Annotated in this window: 14 protein-coding genes; all 14 read right to left on the reverse strand. The window is 61.3% G+C overall.

The genetic code is table 11. The features are described from left to right. Positions 1-39 precede the first annotated feature (39 nt). On the reverse strand, positions 40-1,863 hold the full coding sequence (gene dop / locus HMPREF2528_RS07280; RefSeq protein ID WP_070543514.1) for a depupylase/deamidase Dop: 1,824 nt from the start codon (positions 1,861-1,863) through the stop codon (positions 40-42). 138 nt (positions 1,864-2,001) lie between these two features. Then, positions 2,002-3,828 carry a proteasome ATPase gene (gene arc, locus HMPREF2528_RS07285; RefSeq protein WP_070543516.1) on the reverse strand — a complete coding sequence of 609 codons (1,827 nt, stop codon included), beginning with the start codon at positions 3,826-3,828 and terminating at the stop codon, positions 2,002-2,004. 140 nt (positions 3,829-3,968) lie between these two features. Continuing rightward, entirely contained in the window at positions 3,969-5,045 is a 1,077-nt protein-coding gene (locus HMPREF2528_RS07290) for a tRNA (adenine-N1)-methyltransferase (protein WP_070543518.1), read from the reverse strand. 230 nt (positions 5,046-5,275) lie between these two features. Then, positions 5,276-5,398: a hypothetical protein gene (locus HMPREF2528_RS09305; protein WP_256370683.1), complete on the reverse strand. Its 123-nt coding sequence runs from the start codon at positions 5,396-5,398 to the stop codon at positions 5,276-5,278. Position 5,399: 1 nt separating this feature from the next. Continuing rightward, on the reverse strand, positions 5,400-6,707 hold the full coding sequence (gene mshC, locus HMPREF2528_RS07295) for a cysteine--1-D-myo-inosityl 2-amino-2-deoxy-alpha-D-glucopyranoside ligase (RefSeq protein WP_070543520.1): 1,308 nt from the start codon (positions 6,705-6,707) through the stop codon (positions 5,400-5,402). 158 nt (positions 6,708-6,865) lie between these two features. After that, complete coding sequence (locus HMPREF2528_RS07300; protein WP_070543522.1) at positions 6,866-7,714, reverse strand: undecaprenyl-diphosphate phosphatase; 849 nt, start codon at positions 7,712-7,714, stop codon at positions 6,866-6,868. A 232-nt stretch (positions 7,715-7,946) separates the two neighbouring features. Beyond that, positions 7,947-8,480 (reverse strand): hypothetical protein, encoded by a 534-nt coding sequence (locus tag HMPREF2528_RS07305; protein ID WP_246823911.1) that lies wholly within the window; start codon positions 8,478-8,480, stop codon positions 7,947-7,949. Between the two features lie 211 nt (positions 8,481-8,691). Continuing rightward, entirely contained in the window at positions 8,692-10,440 is a 1,749-nt protein-coding gene (gene leuA, locus HMPREF2528_RS07310) for a 2-isopropylmalate synthase (protein ID WP_070543524.1), read from the reverse strand. Positions 10,441-10,844: 404 nt separating this feature from the next. Next, on the reverse strand, positions 10,845-12,284 hold the full coding sequence (locus tag HMPREF2528_RS07315) for an LCP family protein (protein WP_070543527.1): 1,440 nt from the start codon (positions 12,282-12,284) through the stop codon (positions 10,845-10,847). 82 nt (positions 12,285-12,366) lie between these two features. After that, on the reverse strand, positions 12,367-13,524 hold the full coding sequence (locus HMPREF2528_RS07320; RefSeq protein ID WP_210397112.1) for a GTPase Era: 1,158 nt from the start codon (positions 13,522-13,524) through the stop codon (positions 12,367-12,369). A gap of 125 nt (positions 13,525-13,649) precedes the next feature. After that, the gene (locus tag HMPREF2528_RS07325) at positions 13,650-15,116 is read right to left on the reverse strand and encodes a hemolysin family protein (RefSeq protein ID WP_070543529.1); all 1,467 of its coding nucleotides are present in this window, start codon (positions 15,114-15,116) and stop codon (positions 13,650-13,652) included. 9 nt (positions 15,117-15,125) lie between these two features. Then, positions 15,126-15,647: an rRNA maturation RNase YbeY gene (ybeY, locus tag HMPREF2528_RS07330; RefSeq protein WP_005505992.1), complete on the reverse strand. Its 522-nt coding sequence runs from the start codon at positions 15,645-15,647 to the stop codon at positions 15,126-15,128. Between the two features lie 3 nt (positions 15,648-15,650). Further along, positions 15,651-16,799, reverse strand: a complete 1,149-nt coding sequence (locus HMPREF2528_RS07335; RefSeq protein WP_070543531.1) for a PhoH family protein — start codon at positions 16,797-16,799, stop codon at positions 15,651-15,653. Positions 16,800-16,882: 83 nt separating this feature from the next. Beyond that, on the reverse strand, positions 16,883-17,656 hold the full coding sequence (locus HMPREF2528_RS07340) for a 16S rRNA (uracil(1498)-N(3))-methyltransferase (protein WP_049327204.1): 774 nt from the start codon (positions 17,654-17,656) through the stop codon (positions 16,883-16,885). Between the last annotated feature and the right edge of the window lie 108 nt (positions 17,657-17,764).

The raw sequence follows: 17,764 nt of genomic DNA on the forward strand, positions 1-17,764 counted from the left end.
GGAAGAATGTGAGTTTATGTGGGTTTAGGGGGTGTGCTGCTAGCGCAGGCGGTTCAGCAACGCATCCGAATGGTTTACCTCATCCAGCAGCGGCTCCACCTGGGCGGCACCGTAGCGGGTCGGCTCCATCATCGTAAAACGAGTCAGATCCTTCGAATACCTGCCGCGGCACGAGACCGTATCCCAGTTAATACCCAGAATCTCCTCCGGCCAGCGGGACATCAGCGTGCCACGTAAAAACGCGCGCGTCTCACGCGGCGGCTCGGTCGTCGCACGCTCAATCTGCTCCGCAGAGAACAGCGTGCGCATACGGCCACGCGCCACCAGACGGTGATACAGGCTCTTCGACGGGTCAATATCAGCGTACTGCAAATCCAAAGCCTTCAACTTCGGATTCGCATAATCTACGCCCTGAGCGACATAACCGCGCACCAGCGCATACTTCGCCACCCAATCCAGACGATCCGCCAGCGAGAGCGGGTTGGTTTCCAGGGCATCCAGAACCTCACCCCACAGGTTGAGGATCTGCGCGGTCGCAGCATCCACACCTGCCGGGTTCGACTCCTCGTGCGCGCGGGATGCCTCATAGTAGGCGCGCTGAATCTGCAGGGCACTCGCCGAACCACTCGTGGACACCGGGTTCGGCAGGGTCGCCGAAGACGGCGCCAACGGCAGCTGAACCGACAGCGATAGGTCGTGGCTGACCGCGTGCATCGCCGCCACCGGATCGGACAGACGCACACCCGGCAGCACCGGGTGCTGCTCGCTGTGCGACTCAATCAGGTTCATGACCAGCGCCGCCGTGCCGAACTTCAACAGGTTCGAGTAGTGCGAGAGGTTCGCGTCCGCCGGAATCACGTGCAGGCGGCGGTACTTCGACTCATCCGCATGCGGCTCATCGCGCGTATTCACAATCGGGCGGCGAATCGTGGTCTCCAGGCCAATCGTGCGCTCAAAGAAATCAGCACGCGAACTAATCTGAAAACCCGGAACCTCACCGTGTGTACCAATACCCACACGGCCCGCACCCGTAAAAATCGCGCGGGTCGCAAAGAAGGGCAGGAGCGCATCCGCAACCTGCTCAAACGGAACATAACGGCTAATCAGGTAGTTTTCGTGGGCGCCGTACGACTGGCCCTTCGAGTCGGTGTTGTTCTTGTACAGCTTCACCTGCGGCAAATCCTGCGCGTGGTTGCCCAGCTCCACCAGCGACTCGTACGCCAGCGCGTCACCGGCAGCGTCATAGAGCACCGCGTCGGCGGGGGTCAGAACCTCCGGCGAGGAATACTCCGGATGCGCATGATCCACATACAGGCGCGCACCATTAGGCAGAATCGCGTTCATGGTCACGCGGTCCCAATCCAGACGCTCCGGGAAACCACCGCGGCCGTGTACACCGGCGAGCGCATCCAGGGCGCTCCGCGGCTCAGCGGGCTCACCCGGTGCCTGAACGCCCGCCTCACGCATAATCTCCAGGGCGATGTCTTCGCTGGTCAGCTCGGTACGGGTGTGCGTCATCTGGCTTGAGTGGGCGGTGGAGGCGTCCTGAACCTGACCGAACGCATCACGCAGCGGCGACTCGGACTCGCCCAGCCACTGACCCTCGGGGGCGGCGGGTGCGGGTTCGGTCGAGTAGTTCTCTGCCTGGCGTGCCTGCTCGGCGGTTAGCTCATCCGCCAGGGCGCGGCGCTGCAGCTGCTCGCGGAAGGCGGCGCCGCGGCGGAAGGCGAGCTTGGCGTAGGTGTTGACCACCAGTGCGGACAGCACGGTCGGGTTGGTGCCCGGTGCGGAGGGCGCGATGACGCCGTACTCGGTTTCGGCACCCATAATGCGGTGCACGCCGTAGCTGGGGGTGGAGTTCATGGGTTTCTCCTGAAGGGTTCCTATATAAAGTCTGGACCTGCGGTAATGCCGGTTGTATAGCGGGGTAAGCGCGAGGTGTGGGCTGAGCGCGCAGGTTAGCGGGTGCGCGCCGTCCGACTCATGGCGCGGGCGCTCGGTTTAGCGCGGCGGCTCCACCGACACCAGACGGCCACGTACACCGGCAACGGTGAGCGCGTCCTCAATATCGGGCAGCGGCGGCAAGTCCACCTGATCCTCAAACTCGGCGCGTACCGCCTCCAGCAGGTGGCGGGTACCAATACCCACACCCGCTGCGTTATCGCCGGCAGTCAGCGCCTGCAGTTGCTCCTTAATCGCCGCCTTCTTTGCGCGATCCACAATATTGCGAATCACCGCGCCCGAAGCGAAATCGCCGCGGTACAGCGTGTGAGTGGACAGGTTCGCGCTCGCACCAGAACCAACGACCATGGAAGAATCCACAGTCGCCACAGCGTACGCCGTGGAGGGGGTGCGCGCGTACAGCTGACCTGCCGCCGCCGCAATCATCGCGGTCAGGGCGGCGCGGGTCGAGCCGGCGGCTGCCACCTCCGCAACGTCCAGGGGCAGGTCCTCGGTCAGGTACAGGCCGAAAATCTCTGCCGCACCGGCGGCGTCCGGGCGGTTAATGCGGATTTTCAGGTCGAGTCGGCCCGGGCGCATCACGGCGGCATCAATCAGGTCTTCACGGTTGGTCGCGCCAATAACAATGACGTTCTGCAGCGACTCCACACCGTCAATTTCGGCAAGCAGCTGCGGCACGATGGTCGTCTCAATATCGGAGGAACGACCCGAACCGCGCATACGGAACAGCGACTCCATCTCGTCAAAGAACACGACGACCGGGTGGCCCGCCTCCGCCTTCTCACGGGCGGCAACAAAAATATCGCGGATCTGACGCTCCGTCTCACCGACGAACTTATCGAGCAGCTCGGGGCCCTTAATGTTCAAGAAGTAGCCGCGAGTAGCCGAACCCGGGTTCAGCGCAGCCGCACGAGCCGCCAGGGAATTCGCCACAGCCTTAGCAATCATGGTCTTACCGTTACCGGGAGGACCGTAGAGCAGAATACCCTTGGGCGGTGCCAGGTGGTAGCGCTCAAAAATCTCGGGGTGCAGGTAGGGCAGCTCCACCGCGTCGCGAATCTGCTCAATCTGCGCGCCCAGGCCACCAATCTGCTCGTAGGTGACGTCCGGAATCTCTTCCAGGACCAGCTCCTGCGAGCGGGAGGCGGGAACCTGCGAGGTCAGCATGCGGGTGCGGGTGTCGAGGGTGACCGCGTCGCCGGTGCGCAGCTGCTCAATGTCGAGGGAACCAGCCACGCGCGCCACCTGCTGAGCACCCGAGGACGTATCAACCAGCACGCGCTGCTCATCCAGCACCTCACGCACGGTCACCACGTCACCGAAGGGCTCGGTGTCCAGGGCGAGCACCGCCTCGGTCTTGTCGTTGAGCAGCACGGTCATGCCGGGGGTCAGCGTCGACAGGTCAATGAGCGGGGACACGGGAATACGCATCATGCGGCCGCTCACCTGAACATCCAGGTACGTATCAATCTCGGCGGGGGTCTTATCATCAGCGACCTGCTCGTAGGTCATGGTCTGACCCTCATGCACCGCCAGCACAATCGCCGAATTCAGCGGCGGCATAACGTTCTGCGACAGGGACGCGCGCAGACGCTCCACCTGGTAGCGCATGCTGGTGATGGCCTCGACGAGCTTGCGGTTCTTCTCCCCCGCACCACGAATCTGTCGGCTCATATTGTCGCGGGTTGCCTCCGCCGCGGAGAGTCGGCGCAGCACGGCGTCATACTCCTGCGCGCTGACGGGCTGACTGCCGGGCAGGGAGGTCGACCCGAAAGCAGCCGAGTAGTGCGGTGCCGCGCTGGCTGCACTGTGGGCGGTGCCGTATTGGGGGGTTCCTGCCTGATCTGCAGATTCGTGGGTGGACACGGTAGCTCCTTTAGCTGTTCGTCCTAATCGGTGGCTACTCGCTGCGGATACGGGGTATTAGGTAAGGCGAGTAGCCCGGTGAGTGCACCGCGGGGGCTCCAGGCAACGCCCGTGCCCCCGCAGGTCAAAGGTGGTTCAAATTATTCGGCGGATTCAGTCGCCTCAGCTGCTGCGCTGTCGTTTTGCGCGGTACCGTTCTGTTCGAGCGCAATCTCGTTCGCGCGTGCGGCGTGAGCGGCAAGGTTCTTCGCATCGCGGGCTGCGCGGCGAATCTTCTTATCGGTCACCTCACGCTCACCCACGTTCATGGGAATCCACGCGTTCATATCCTCTTCAGAGAAATCAGTCTTGGACGCGCGACGCTTCGGTGCCAGACGCACCGCACCGTCAGCCAGGCGACGAGCCACGACCAGGAACGCGGTGTGTGCAACCATGCGGTGGTCGGGGCGGACCGCCAGGCCCTCCACGTGCCAGCCGCGCACAATGGTTTCGTCGCATTCGGGTTCGGTGAAGCGGCCGTCCAGGCGCATGCCCTCAACCAGGCGGGACATCTGGGTCACGGTCGCAACGTAGCAGATGAGCACGCCGCCGGGTGCGAGCGCCTCCGCTACAGCGTCCAGGCATTCCCAGGGTGCGAGCATGTCGAGTACGACGCGGTCGACGCTGCCGGGCTCTTCAACCTGCGGAAGGGTGTCCTGCAGGTCGCCGATGCTCAGCTTCCACGCCGGGTGGGGTCCACCGAACATGGTTTCGATGTTGCCGCGGGCGACGTCTGCGAACTCTTCACGACGTTCGAAGGAGTGCACGCAACCGTAGTCGCCGACTGCACGCAGCAGCGCGATGGACAGTGCACCGGAGCCGACGCCGGCCTCGACGACGCGTGCGCCGGGGAAGATGTCTGCCTTGACGATGATCTGGGCGGCGTCCTTGGGGTAGACGACGGCTGCGCCGCGCGGCATGGAGAGCACGAAGTCCTTGTAGAGGGGGCGCAGCGCCTGGTAGAGGATGCCGTGAGTGTTGGCGATGACGGTGCCTTCGGGTGCGCCGATGAGGTCGTCGTGCTTGAGGAAGCCCTTGTGGGAGTGGTATTCGCCGCCTTCGGCGAGGGTGATGGTGGTGATGCGGCCGCGTTCGTCAGTGATTTGGACGCGCTCGCCGGGGCGGAAGGGGCCGCGGCGGTTGATTGCGCCGGTAGGGGTGTGGGTGCCGCTGCTCACGGGGTGGTTCTCCTCGGGTTTGGGTCAGTCTGTGCTGTTCGCCGTCGCGGCGAACTGTGGACGGAAAAAATCCTTTTCTATTTTAGCGGAGTCTGCAAATCGGCTGTGGCGCATTACCCCGCGGGCGTGATAACCAGTCATCGGGTTCTACAACCGGTTAAACGCAAAAGGGGGGGGTGACCCTGGAGTTATTCCAGAGTCACCCACCCCTTTTGTTGCCCTCAGAAGCCCTACGCTTCCTTCTGCGCCTCGTACGCGCGAACCTCAGCTAACATCTCTGCGGCAAGCGCATCGACCGTCTCACGGTCATACGGGCGAAGAGCGTACAGCTCCTCCATAACCGACGAAGCCATCTTAGAGGACCACGCCCAGGCGTGCCGCCAGGATGTCACGCACCAGCGCGCCACCACCGACGGTGGTGTCCGCCAGAGCCTTCACAGCCCACGCATCCACAGCAGCCAGCGCCGCCGGAGCGTTCAGGTCCTCGCCGAGCGCCTCACGCACAGCGGTCAGTAGCTCAACCGCCGCCTCATCGCTCGAACCCTCGCGGCCCTCGGCCACCGACACCGCGTGACGGTAGGTATCCAGGCGGGCCTTCGCGTGCTCGAGCAGCTCGTCGGTCCAGAACCAATCCGAACGGTAGTGCTGACCCATAATCGCCAGGCGAATCGCGTTCGCGTCCTCACCGGCGGCGCGCAGGCGCGAAACCAGCACCAGGTTGCCGCGGGACTTGCTCATCTTGTGGCCATCCAAACCGACCATGCCGGTGTGCGCGTAATGCTTAGCGTGCGGGCGTGCAGACACAGCCCACGAATGGCCCGCACCCAGGTCGTGGTGCGGGAAAGTCAGGTCGTTACCGCCAGCCTGAACGGTCAGCGAACCATCCACAAAACGGCGGGCAATCATCGTGCACTCGATGTGCCAGCCGGGGCGGCCCGCGCCCAGCTCGCCGGCATCCCAGCTCGGCTCGCCCTCACGCTCAACACGCCACAGCAGCGGATCCAGTGCGTCACGCTTACCGGCACGGTTCGGGTCGCCGCCGCGCTCAGCGAAAATCTCCAGCATCTCATCACGGCTCAAGTGGCAGACCTCGCCGGGCGCCCACGAGTAGCCCTCGGCATTCGCGGGCAGCTCACGCACGGCCTTCAGATCCAGGTACACGTCACCGTCAGGATGCACCACACCCTGCTCGTCCGTGAAACCGGGCACGCGGTACGCCAGACCGCGGCGGAACAGGTCCTCAATCAGCGGGAACAGCCACTCAATGGACTCCACCACACCCACATAGTGCGCCGGCGGAATCACGTTCAGCGCCTTCATATCGGTGCGGAACAGCTCCGTCTGATCCTCAGCCAGCTCACGCCAATCCACGTTCGTGGCGGTCGCACGCTCAAGCAGCGGGTCATCCACATCGGTCACGTTCTGCACGTAGGTGACCGGCACGCCCGCATCCAGCCAGGCGCGGTGCAGCAAGTCAAAAGCAACATAGGTGGAGGCGTGACCCATATGCGTCGCGTCGTACGGGGTGATACCGCAGACGTACAGGCTCGCCGCCTTATCCTCCTGAACCTGAACAATCTCACCGGCAGAAGTATCAAAAATGCGCGGCAGCGCAGCCTGACCGGGCAGAGTCACAGAGGCGGGGGCATCCCAAGCTCGCATGGGTTTCCTTTCTGTAAAAACGCCCACAACCGGTGGACGCGCCACACCCGCCGCCCAACCTCAGGGCATGCGGATGCCAAAAAATCTACTCCAATAAGAATACCCGCCCGTGAGAAACTCACGGACGGGTATGTCATATCACGCTGAGGGCTAAAGCCTTAGAACGCCGAAGAAGTAGCGTTCAGAACGCCAGTGCCCAGGCCAACGAAAATCAGGATACCGAGCGCAATGCGGTACCAAATGAAAATGCCGTAGGACTTCGAAGACACGTACTTCAAGAACCAGCCAATCATCAGGTAACCCACCACGAACGCGACCAGAGTCGCAACGATAGTCGAGGGGATACCGTAGTAGCCAGTCGCCTCAGCACCAGTGAACACCTTGAACGTCTTGTACAGGCCAGACATGAACACTGCCGGCAGAGCCAGAAGGAACGAGTAACGAGCCGCAGCCTCACGGGTGTAACCCATGAACAGACCCGCAGTAATCGTACCGCCCGAACGGGAAACACCCGGGATCAGCGCCAACGCCTGTGCGAAACCATACAGAATACCGTGACGGACAGTCAGGTCCTTCAGCTCACGCTGCTCACGGCCGAAACGGTCCGCAAGACCCAGGAACACCGCGAAGACAATCAGCATGGTCGCCACAATCCACAGGCTGCGGAACTGGGTGTCAATGTAGTCTTCCAGCAGCAGGCCCAGAACGCCGATGGGCAGGGAGCCGATAATAATCAGCCAACCCATGCGGGCATCCGGGTCGTTACGTGGTACGCGGCCGGTCAAGGACCCGAACCAGGACTTCAGGATGCGAACAATATCGCGCCAGAAGAAAATCAGAACCGCAGTCTCAGTACCCAGCTGGGTGATTGCGGTAAACGCGGCGCCCGGGTCAGCCCTCTCCGGCAGGATCTGACCAACAATGTTCAGATGCGCCGATGATGAAATCGGCAGAAATTCGGTAAGGCCCTGAACGAAGCCCAAAATAATTGCTTGAATCCATTCCACGCATTCAAGGATACAGGAGGCGCACCCGCCCGGGGCGGTTCGCCGAAGGTGATGTGGAACTTCCGCAAACCGCCCCGTCCACACTGTGAAACGCTCAGGGTACCGTTTCAGGGGGTACACCGCGGTACATCCGGGGCTTATCCACGGCCCCTCCACGGTTCAAGGAGGCCGCGCAAACACCTCAAATGCGCGCTCTCCGGCGCGTCAAAGGTGCGTCACCGGCGCAAGCGTACTAGCCGCACGACCAGTCAAAAACACCAGTCTCAAAATCAAAAACAGCGCTACCGCACCCAAAATTCAGCACATCAAACTCATCGAACTCAATATAACGAGCCGTCAGACCCTCCGGCAGAGCCTGCGCATAAAAATGAGTGCCACCCAGGTGAGTACCCACCGCAATCAGCGGCTTAGCCCACTCAAACCACGCCGAATCATCCGCATCCCAATCGAAAGGACTCAGATAACCAGTCTGCGGGTCAACATTCTCAAACACATCACTGGGGACCTTACCGGCATTCGGGTCATCCGTCGGAACCCACCCCACCAGAGCAGGCTTACGAGCCAGCGGCTGCTGCTGATCCGCCAAAGCCCAGGCGCTGAAGCTCTCCTCCTCACCACGATGCTCACCGGGCCGGCGCACATCCTGCGGCGGCTCCGTACGGGACGAGAACTCCTCCTCACTCAGGTACAGCACCGCAAACTCGGCATCCAAAATATCGCGCAACAACAACTGGTACGGATGCACCCGCGCCTGCGCATACTGCACCTCAAACGGGTCATCACTAGCAGCATTCGTAGCTTTTCATGAGAGTTCCTCTCTGCAGACTATTCGCCCCACAGCACGCCGATGCACACAACACCTGCGCACATTAAACGCGTAAGGGGCGGGATACATACTCCCAGTATGCGTCCCGCCCCCGCTTCATGCGCGGCTAACGGTCACCCGAAAACCTTGCACAAAGCATGTACGCTATCGCCTACGCCTGGCGCTCATCACGCAGCGCACGGTTCACAGCCGAAATCATCGCCTTCAAAGCCGCACGAGTCGTCGAGCTGTCCACACCAATACCCCACAGCACGCGAGAACCAACAGCAGCCTCAACGTAGCAAGCCGCGTTAGCAGTCGACGAAGACGACATGGTGTGCTCCGAATAATCCATCACGCGAATATCCACGCCCTCGCCCGACAGGATGTTCTGCAGAGCATCCACCGGACCGGTACCCGAAGCAGTACGGGTGTAGGTGTGGCCATCAATGTTCAGACCAACACGCAGATTGGTCGCACCAGTATCAGCCGAATCAATGTTAATCGACTCAATACGGTACTTACCCCAACGGTTCTGCGGATCAGCAGCAGGCAGGTACTCATCCGCGAAGATGTTCCACAGCTTCTCGCTGGTCATCTCGCCGCCCTCAGCGTCAGTACGAGCCTGAACAATCTTTGAGAACTCAACCTGAGCACGACGCGGCAAATCCAGACCGTGATCCTGCTTCAGCAGGTACGCCATACCGCCCTTACCGGACTGCGAGTTCACACGAATAATCGCCTCATAGGTACGACCCAGGTCGCGAGGATCAATCGGCAGGTACGGAACCTCCCAGTAAACCTCATCCACGGTCTTACCAGCCTCAGCAGCGGTACGCTCCAGAGCCTCAAAGCCCTTCTTAATAGCGTCCTGGTGAGAACCAGAGAACGCGGTGAACACCAGGTCACCACCATACGGCGAACGCTCGTGCACCTTCAGCTGGTTGCAGTACTCAACAGTCTTACGGATACCGTCAATATCAGAGAAATCAATCTGCGGATCCACACCCTGGGTGTACATGTTCAGGCCCAACGTCACCAGGTCAACGTTACCGGTGCGCTCGCCATTACCGAAGAGGCAACCCTCAATACGGTCAGCGCCCGCCAGGTAACCCAGCTCAGCAGCAGCCACGCCGGTACCGCGGTCATTATGCGGGTGCAGCGACAGCACAATGTGCTCGCGGTGGTTCAGGTTGCGGTCCATCCACTCGACAGAGTCGGCGTAAACGTTCGGGGTAGCCATCTCAACGGTAGCGGGCAGGTTCACAATCAGCTCGCGGCCGTTCTGACCGACCTCCAGTTCCTCAGCCACAGCGTTCACCACGCGAGCCGCGTACTCCAGCTCAGTGCCGGTGAAAGACTCGGGCGAGTACTCATAGATGACCTTAGTGTCAGAGATCATCTGCTCTTCGTACTTGCGGCACAGGCGCGCACCCTGCAGGGCGATATCCAGCACGCCCTCCTGATCCTGGTTGAACACCACGCGACGCTGCAGAACGGAGGTCGAGTTGTAGAAGTGCACAATCGCCTGCGGTGCGCCCTCAATCGCCTCAAAAGTGCGGGCAATCAGGTGCTCACGCGCCTGCACCAGAACCTGAATGGTCACATCCGAAGGAATGTGGCCGTCCTCAACGAGAGTGCGCACAAAATCAAAGTCAGTCTGCGACGCCGAAGGGAAACCAACCTCAATTTCCTTGTAACCCATCTTCACCAGCAGCTTGAACATCGCAAGCTTACGGTCGGTGTCCATGGGGTCAATCAGCGCCTGGTTGCCGTCACGCAGATCCACTGCGCACCAGCGCGGAGCCTTCTCAATGACCTTATCCGGCCAAGTGCGGTCCGGCAGGTCAACAACAATCTGCTCGTGGAAAGGGCGGTACTTGTGTACCGGCATGGGGCTGGGCTTCTGGTGGTTTTTCATGATGAATTTCCTGTTGGTTGGTCCGTCTCGCTCTACCCCACTTGTGGGGCTCGTACCGTGCCGGGTATCGGTCCCCGGCAGCCGTGGTCAAGGCGGTGCATCAGAAAGGATGCGAAGGTGAGATGCCGCGTCAAAAAGCCGGAACGGTTGCGGCAGATTCTAGCGTGCCCCGTTCCGGCGAATAAGCAGCAGGTTCACTGCCTGGCGGGTAACCCCGCGCTTGCTCTCACCGTCAATAGTCATGCCTCCACGCTATCACAGGGGTCGGAGGCGGTGGCAGGGCACCCGGGAAGCCGTCCATCATCTGGAAAGAATCAACGACAAAGGGGCGCAGCCACCATTTCTGGCGCTACGCCCCTTCACTCAATATTCACGTATCTGCGCTATGTTCTACTAGCTACAACCTAGTAGGCGAAAGCAGTCTGGCACTTGTGCTGATCAGCAGTCTGACCGGTCGCGTTACCCGCAATCGCAGCCTCCTGCTTCTCCATCGCCTCACCGGACGGGAAGTCAGTACCAATCGTCACCGACACGCCCAGAACCTCTTCAGTAGCCACCACGCGGGTTACGTTCAGCTTCGCGGCGATTTCCTTCGCTTCCGCCTCGTAACCGGTCGAGTAGAACACCGTGGTGAAGTTCGTCGGGTTAGCGGAAGTACCGGGAGTAACATTCGTGTAGCCTAGGCCCTCAATCACCGAAGCGATTGTAGCCGAGCGACCATCCAGACCGGTCGCGTTGTACACGTTCACCGGAACCGTACGATCGAGCTGAACCGGAGCGGCAGAAGTAGCCGGTGCCTCCGGAGCCTTCTCTTCCTTCAGCGACTTATCATCACGCAGACGCTGGAACACGTTCGCAGCATCCGCAGAAACCTGCAGGCGGTTCTCATCCTGGCTCCACGGCTCAGTCGGCACCGTCGCAAACACAACATTCGACAGGTCCACGCCGCCGAGAGCCGCACCAACACCCACCAGAGTGCTGATATTGCCCAGGTTCTTATCCACCGTCACGTTCTGAGTAATCGCCTCAGCAATGTTAATCAGACGGCCTGGATTCGACAGAGTACCCTCGCTCTTCACCTTACGTAGCAGCGAAGACAAGAAGCCCTGCTGAGCCTGAATACGACCAATATCGGAACCATCCGAGAAGCCGTGGCGGCTACGCAAAAACGCAAGAGCCTGCTCACCCTCAACAGTGGAAGTACCCGCAGGAAGCTTCAGACCGCTGTACTCGTCATCAATCGGAGCGTCCACACAGACCTGAACGCCACCAACAACCTTCGACAGCTCCTTCACAGCGTTAAAGTCCACCAGCATAAAGTGGTCAATATTCACGCCGGTCAGCTTGCTAATGGTCGCCACAGTACAACCGGCACCACCGCGAGACAGAGACTCGTTAATCTGAACGTTCTCCTCAGCCGGGTACACGGTGCCGCTCTCAGGGTCAGTACACTGCGGCACATCAACCATCAAGTCACGCGGGAACGACAGCACGCTCACGTTCTTGCGGTCCTTGCTGATCTGCAGAAGCATCATCACGTCCGCGCGAGCCTCAGAATTGCGGTCATCCTCATTACCGTACGCGCCGTTATTGCCCTTACGGGTATCGGAACCAATCACGAGAATGTCCAAAGCGCCGTTCTCCAGGCCGTCCTTGTAATTGCTGATGTTCAGCTCCTGAGTATGCAGATTATTGCGCATACGCAGAGCCAACACGCCACCAAAGCCAACAACAATGACGAGCATGCAAGCAGTAAGCAGAGCAATCCACTTATTGCGATTTGAAGTCATCACCGTCGTGCGCATATGACGACCGGTGCTTCGTAAACGAGGTGCCTGGGGCATACCTTTTCTCTTTCTGCCGGTGAGCAAGTGCTTTCTCAGAGTAACACTCTTCCCTATGAGCGCCGAATGAGTAGGAAAACTACTAGAATCCCAGGCGATTCAACGCACGCGCGTCAGACTGCCATTCCTTCGCAACCTTCACATGAATATTCAGGTAAATGCGGGTACCGAGCATCGCCTCAATCTGCTCACGAGCCTTCGTACCAATCTTGCGCAGATTCGAGCCGCCCTTACCGATAATGATGTACTTCTGCGACTCACGCTCCACAAACAGGTTCACGTGCACATCCAGCAGCGGGTTATCCGCCGGGCGGCCCTCACGGAACTGCATCTCCTCAACCGTCACAGCAATCGAGTGGGGCAGCTCCTCGCGGGCACCCTCCAGAGCTGCCTCACGCACCAGCTCCGCAATGAGGGTTGCCTCCGGCTCATCGGTCAGCTCACCGTCCGGGTACAGCGGCGGCGACAGCGGAGTGTACTGCGCCAGCAGGTCAGCGACCGCATCCACCTGGAAATGCTTCACAGCAGACACCGGGATAATCGCAGCCCAGCCGCCCTTACCGTCAACCGGCATCGGCTCAGACACCTCACCCGCACGGCGCTTAGCCGCAGGACCCGAACCCTTCGCGAAAGGCACAGCATCATTCTTGCCGCCCTTACCCTTGGGGCCCTTACCCTTCTGCTTCGCACGATGCGCGGCACGCTTAGCACGAGCCGCACGCTCAGCGCTCATGACCTCCTCGCCGAGTGCCTCAACAGCCAGCAGCTGCTCACGCAACTCCTCAGAGCTCACAGTGTCAGCCTTCGTCACAATCGCGACGACCGGCTTATTGCTCGACGCCACCAGCTGCGACGCAATGTAACGGTCACCCGGACCGATCTTCTCATTCGCCGGAATGCAGAAGCCCAGCACATCCACCTGCGAAAGGGTGCTCGCCACCAGGTCGTTCAGACGCTCACCCAGCAGAGTGCGGGGGCGGTGAATACCCGGGGTGTCCACCAGAATCAGCTGGTACTCGTCCTTGTGCACAATACCGCGAATCGTGTGGCGGGTCGTCTGCGGACGGTTCGAGGTGATAGCCACCTTCTGGCCAACCATAGCGTTCGTCAGAGTGGACTTACCGGCGTTGGGGCGGCCCACCAGCGACGCGAAGCCCGAACGGAAATTCTCCGGGTAGGTCGGTAGCGGGGTGCTCAAGTCCAGCGTGCTCAAATCGAGCGGGGTGTACTCCTGGTCCATTGTGTTTCTCCTTATCAACCCCGTGCGGGGCGTATGGGATGCCAGCCTCATCTGCCTGCGCCTTCCGGGGGCGGGGCGGCCGGCTCAAAGTGTGTATGGGATGATGCGGCGTCTATATTCGATGTCTAGCGGTTGCCGTGCTGATCGGTTGCCGGTTCAGCCTCTGCAATGTCTCCCGGAAGATCCGGATGCGCGTGCGGCTCAGCCACAGCGGGCGGCTCGGTATCCACTGTGAGGATGTCAGCAACCTCCGCGGAATTAGGCTCCGAGGAAGATGCCGCGGAACCTTCAGCACCCTGCTGCTCATCACGAGGCGGCTCATACCACGCCTGCAACATATCCACCTGGTGGCGGCGACCCGACGAACCAATCGCACGAATATGAATGCCGTCAATCTCAATCTCAGAACCGATAATCGGCACCATGCCCAGATGCTTAGCGAGCAGACCGCCCACCGTATCAACATCTTCATCGTCGAGCTCACGACCGAAAATCTCGCCCAGCTCATCAATACCCAGACGGGCAGAGAGACGGAACGTACCGTCATCATTCAGTGTGTAATCGGGGCTCTCACGGTCGTACTCGTCAGAAATGTCACCGACCAGTTCCTCAATCAGGTCCTCAAGGGTAATCAGGCCGGCGGTGCCGCCGTACTCGTCAACAATGATCGCCACGTGCGTGGACTCACGCTGCATCTCACGCAGCAAATCCATGGCGCGCTTCGACTCGGGCTCAAAACGTGCCGGACGCATCAACTCAACCACGGTCGGCAGGGCGGTACCCTCGGGAGCCTCACCGTGCAGGATGAAGGCGCGCATCGCGTCCTTCAGGTAAAGCACGCCCAGAATCTCATCGCTCGAATCACCAATCACCGGCATACGCGAATAACCCGAACGCAGGAACAGACTCAGCGCCTCACGCAGAGGAGTGTCGCGGCTAGCGGTGAGCATGTCGGTACGCGGAACCATGAGCGAACGGATGCGGGTATCGTCCATCTCAAAGACGGACTGCACCATCTGCGCCTCGTCATCTTCAATGGTTTCAGCGTCGGAGGCGCGGTCCAGGAACTCGCGCAGCTCCTCTTCATCGAACACACCCACCGGGGCCTCAGCCGAACGTTCCGGCGCCAGGCGCACGCTGAGCTTATCGAGCAGACCAGTCGCCGGGCTCAGCAGAACCGACAGGTAGTGCACCGGGCGAGCCAGCACACGAATCGACGCGACCGGGCGGTTACGTCCCAGAGCACGCGCTAGCACATGCAGAATCGGGTAGCCCACCAGCGCAACGATCACGAGGGTCAACACGACGGCGAGCGCGTGCACCTCAACCAGGTTCAGCAGGCAGGTCATGGTGGCGAGCACCGCGGTGGCTGCCGCAATGAGGCGGGTCAGGCGCAGCGGGTGCGTGTACGCCTCGGAGTCACCGTCGAGGGTGCGCTGCAGGACGCGCGCACCGAGGGTGTCCGGGTGTGCCTCCACGGCTTCTTCCGCCTCGTTGTGCGGCAAGTAGGTGAACGCGGTTTCGGCGATTGCCGCGACCACGGTCAGGCAGAGCGCGAGAACGGCGAGGAGGGCTGTGAGTAGAATGTCCACGCCGCTCCCCTAGTGTCGAGTTTCGACCGGTGCCGGGCGGCCCAGGAACTCTTCGAGGATGGAGCGCTGAATGCCGAACATTTCAGCTTCCTCTTCGGCGGTGCCGTGGTCGTAGCCCAGGCAGTGCAGAATGCCGTGGGTGGTGAGCAAGCACAGCTCGTCCAGGGTGCTGTGACCTGCATCTGCGCCCTGACGTGCGGCGACGGGCGGGCAGAGGATGATGTCACCGAGCATGCCGCTGGAGGGATTTTCGGGGGTTCCCGGTTCCAGCTCGTCCATGGGGAAGCTCATCACGTCGGTTGCGCCGGGCAGGTCCATCCACTCGATGTGCACGCGTTCCATTTCGTCTTCGTTCACGATGGCGATGGACAGGTAGGTGTCATCGGCAAGGTGCATGCGTTTGAAGGCGTGCTCGACGAGGCGGGTGAGCACCTCGGTGTCTACCGCTTCGAAAGATTCGCGGATGAAGGCGTCGGTTGCCGGGTCGGCACCGGTTGCGGGTTCTTCACAGTCGAATTCGATCTCTGCCACCGTTTAGCGTCCTTCCGGGGTGGTCTGTGCGTTGTCGGAGTTTGCCTGGTTCTGCGCGGCGTTCTTTTCAACGTTCTTTTCGGAGCCGCCGTTAATACCAGCGCGGTCCAGCAGCTTCTCAGCTGCGGCCTCGATGGTGGCGCGCTTGACCTTGCGGTTGCGCTTGCGTTCCATTGCCTTCTGGTCTTCGCCCCACTGATCGTAGGCGGACACAATATTCGAGACCAGGGTGTGGCGCACCACGTCGGAGGATTCCAGGATGCTGAAGTGAATGTCCTCCACGCCCTGCAGAATGTTGCGCACCTGCTTCAGGCCGGATGCGGCGCCACCGGGCAGGTCAACCTGGGTGATATCGCCGGTGATGACCATCTTCGAACCGAAGCCTAGGCGGGTCAGGAACATCTTCATCTGCTCGGCGGTGGTGTTCTGCGCCTCGTCGAGGATGATGAACGCGTCGTTGAGGGTGCGGCCGCGCATGTACGCCAGCGGTGCGACCTCAATGGTGCCCGCCTCCATGAGCTTGGGGATGGTTTCGGGCTCGAGCATGTCGTGCAGTGCGTCGTAGAGCGGGCGCAGGTACGGGTCAATCTTCTCGTTGAGGGTGCCGGGCAGGAAGCCCAGACGCTCGCCGGCCTCCACGGCGGGGCGGGTGAGGATAATGCGGTTCACTTCGTGGGTCTGCAGCGCCTGCACTGCCTTCGCCATGGCGAGGTAGGTCTTACCGGTACCCGCCGGGCCGATGCCGAAGATGACGGTGTTCGCGTCGATAGCGTCCACGTACTTCTTCTGGTTAATGGTCTTGGGGCGGATCGTGGTGCCGCGGGTGGAGAGGATGCTGGTGGACAGCGAGTGCGCCGGGTTGCTCAGTTCGTCACCGAGCATGCCCATGAGGCGGTGAATGACCTGCACGGTAATCTGCGTGTCGTGGCTGGAGAGCACACGCAGTTCGTTCAGCAGCTTAGCGGCGGTGTTGACGGCCTCGGAGGGGCCGGTGATGAGCACGTCCAGGTCCTTGGGACGCAGGCTAATCTGCTCGAAGTAGTCCTCGATAATTGCCAGGTGCGCGTCCTGCGGGCCGAGCACGGCAATCATTTCTGCGGCGCTCTTGAAGGATACGGTGCGCGCGGTCGAGAGAGGTCGGGAGGTAGTCATATGGGCTCCTTGGCTAGTGATGTATTTACAAGTATAGATGGGTGTGATGCGCCACGCCCTGGTGGATTCCTGTCAGCGGCGCTCTACCAGCGGCCCAGCACCACGTTCAGGGTGCACATGGCGGCAGAACCGGCGGTGGAGGAACGCAGCACCTCGTCACCGAGCAACGCCAGCTGCGCGCCGGCGTCGGTGAAGAGCTGCACTTCGCGGTCGCTAATGCCGCCTTCGGGTCCGACGAGCAGGTAGATTTCTTCGGGCAGGTTCTCTGCCTCGACAAGCTTGCGTGCCAGAGCGCTGAGGCGTTCGGTCGCCTGCTCATGCAGGATGAACACGGCGGCGGACTGCTCAGAGCCGGCTACTTCTTCAATGAGCTCCACCAGGTCGGCGGTGCTGTACAGGTCGTACACTTCGGGAATGAGCGCGCGGCGCGACTGCTTCGCCGCGGCGGTGACGGTGTTCTGCCACTTGGTGTGTGCCTTGGAGGCGCGCTCCCCCTTCCAACGCACGATGGAACGGTCCGCGCTCCACGGAAGCACACCGTACACGCCCAGCTCGGTCGCGGTTTCGATGGCGAGCAGGTCGCGGCCGTCCTTCGCGAGCGCCTGCACCAGGTAGATGGAGGGCACGCTACGTTCCTCGCGCAGCTCCTGCACCTGCACGCTCACGCCGTCCGCATTGATGGAGGCGACCGTACCGAGTGCGCGGCGGCCGGTGCCGTCGCCCAGGTCGATGCGTTCGCCGAGCTCAAGGCGCTTGACGAGGGCGTGCTTGCCTTCGGAGCCGCCGAGCGCACAGGTGGCGCCGGGGGTGAGTGCGTCGTATTCTTCCGTGCTGATGTAGAAGATGGGGGCGCTCATGGTTCTCCTTGAGGTGCGGGCTGAAAGCGTGGGTGGAGTGTGAAATAGGTGTATAGCTTAGCGCGGGCGCGTACAGCGCAATGCTGACAGGAATGCGGCGGGGGCGGG

It is taken from the genome of Rothia sp. HMSC078H08, from assembly GCF_001808955.1.
GTDB lineage: Bacteria > Actinomycetota > Actinomycetes > Actinomycetales > Micrococcaceae > Rothia.

What these genes read in the sequence shown, in the direction of transcription:
- dop (WP_070543514.1), bottom strand. Translation starts at nt 1,863, where the DNA reads ATGAACTCCACCCCCAGCTACGGCGTGCACCGCATTATGGGTGCCGAA.
- HMPREF2528_RS09305 (WP_256370683.1), bottom strand. Translation starts at nt 5,398, where the DNA reads ATGGCTTCGTCGGTTATGGAGGAGCTGTACGCTCTTCGCCCGTATGAC.
- mshC (WP_070543520.1), bottom strand. Translation starts at nt 6,707, where the DNA reads ATGCGAGCTTGGGATGCCCCCGCCTCTGTGACTCTGCCCGGTCAGGCT.
- leuA (WP_070543524.1), bottom strand. Translation starts at nt 10,440, where the DNA reads ATGAAAAACCACCAGAAGCCCAGCCCCATGCCGGTACACAAGTACCGC.
- HMPREF2528_RS07315 (WP_070543527.1), bottom strand. Translation starts at nt 12,284, where the DNA reads ATGCCCCAGGCACCTCGTTTACGAAGCACCGGTCGTCATATGCGCACG.
- HMPREF2528_RS07320 (WP_210397112.1), bottom strand. Translation starts at nt 13,524, where the DNA reads ATGGACCAGGAGTACACCCCGCTCGATTTGAGCACGCTGGACTTGAGC.
- HMPREF2528_RS07335 (WP_070543531.1), bottom strand. Translation starts at nt 16,799, where the DNA reads ATGACTACCTCCCGACCTCTCTCGACCGCGCGCACCGTATCCTTCAAG.
- HMPREF2528_RS07340 (WP_049327204.1), bottom strand. Translation starts at nt 17,656, where the DNA reads ATGAGCGCCCCCATCTTCTACATCAGCACGGAAGAATACGACGCACTC.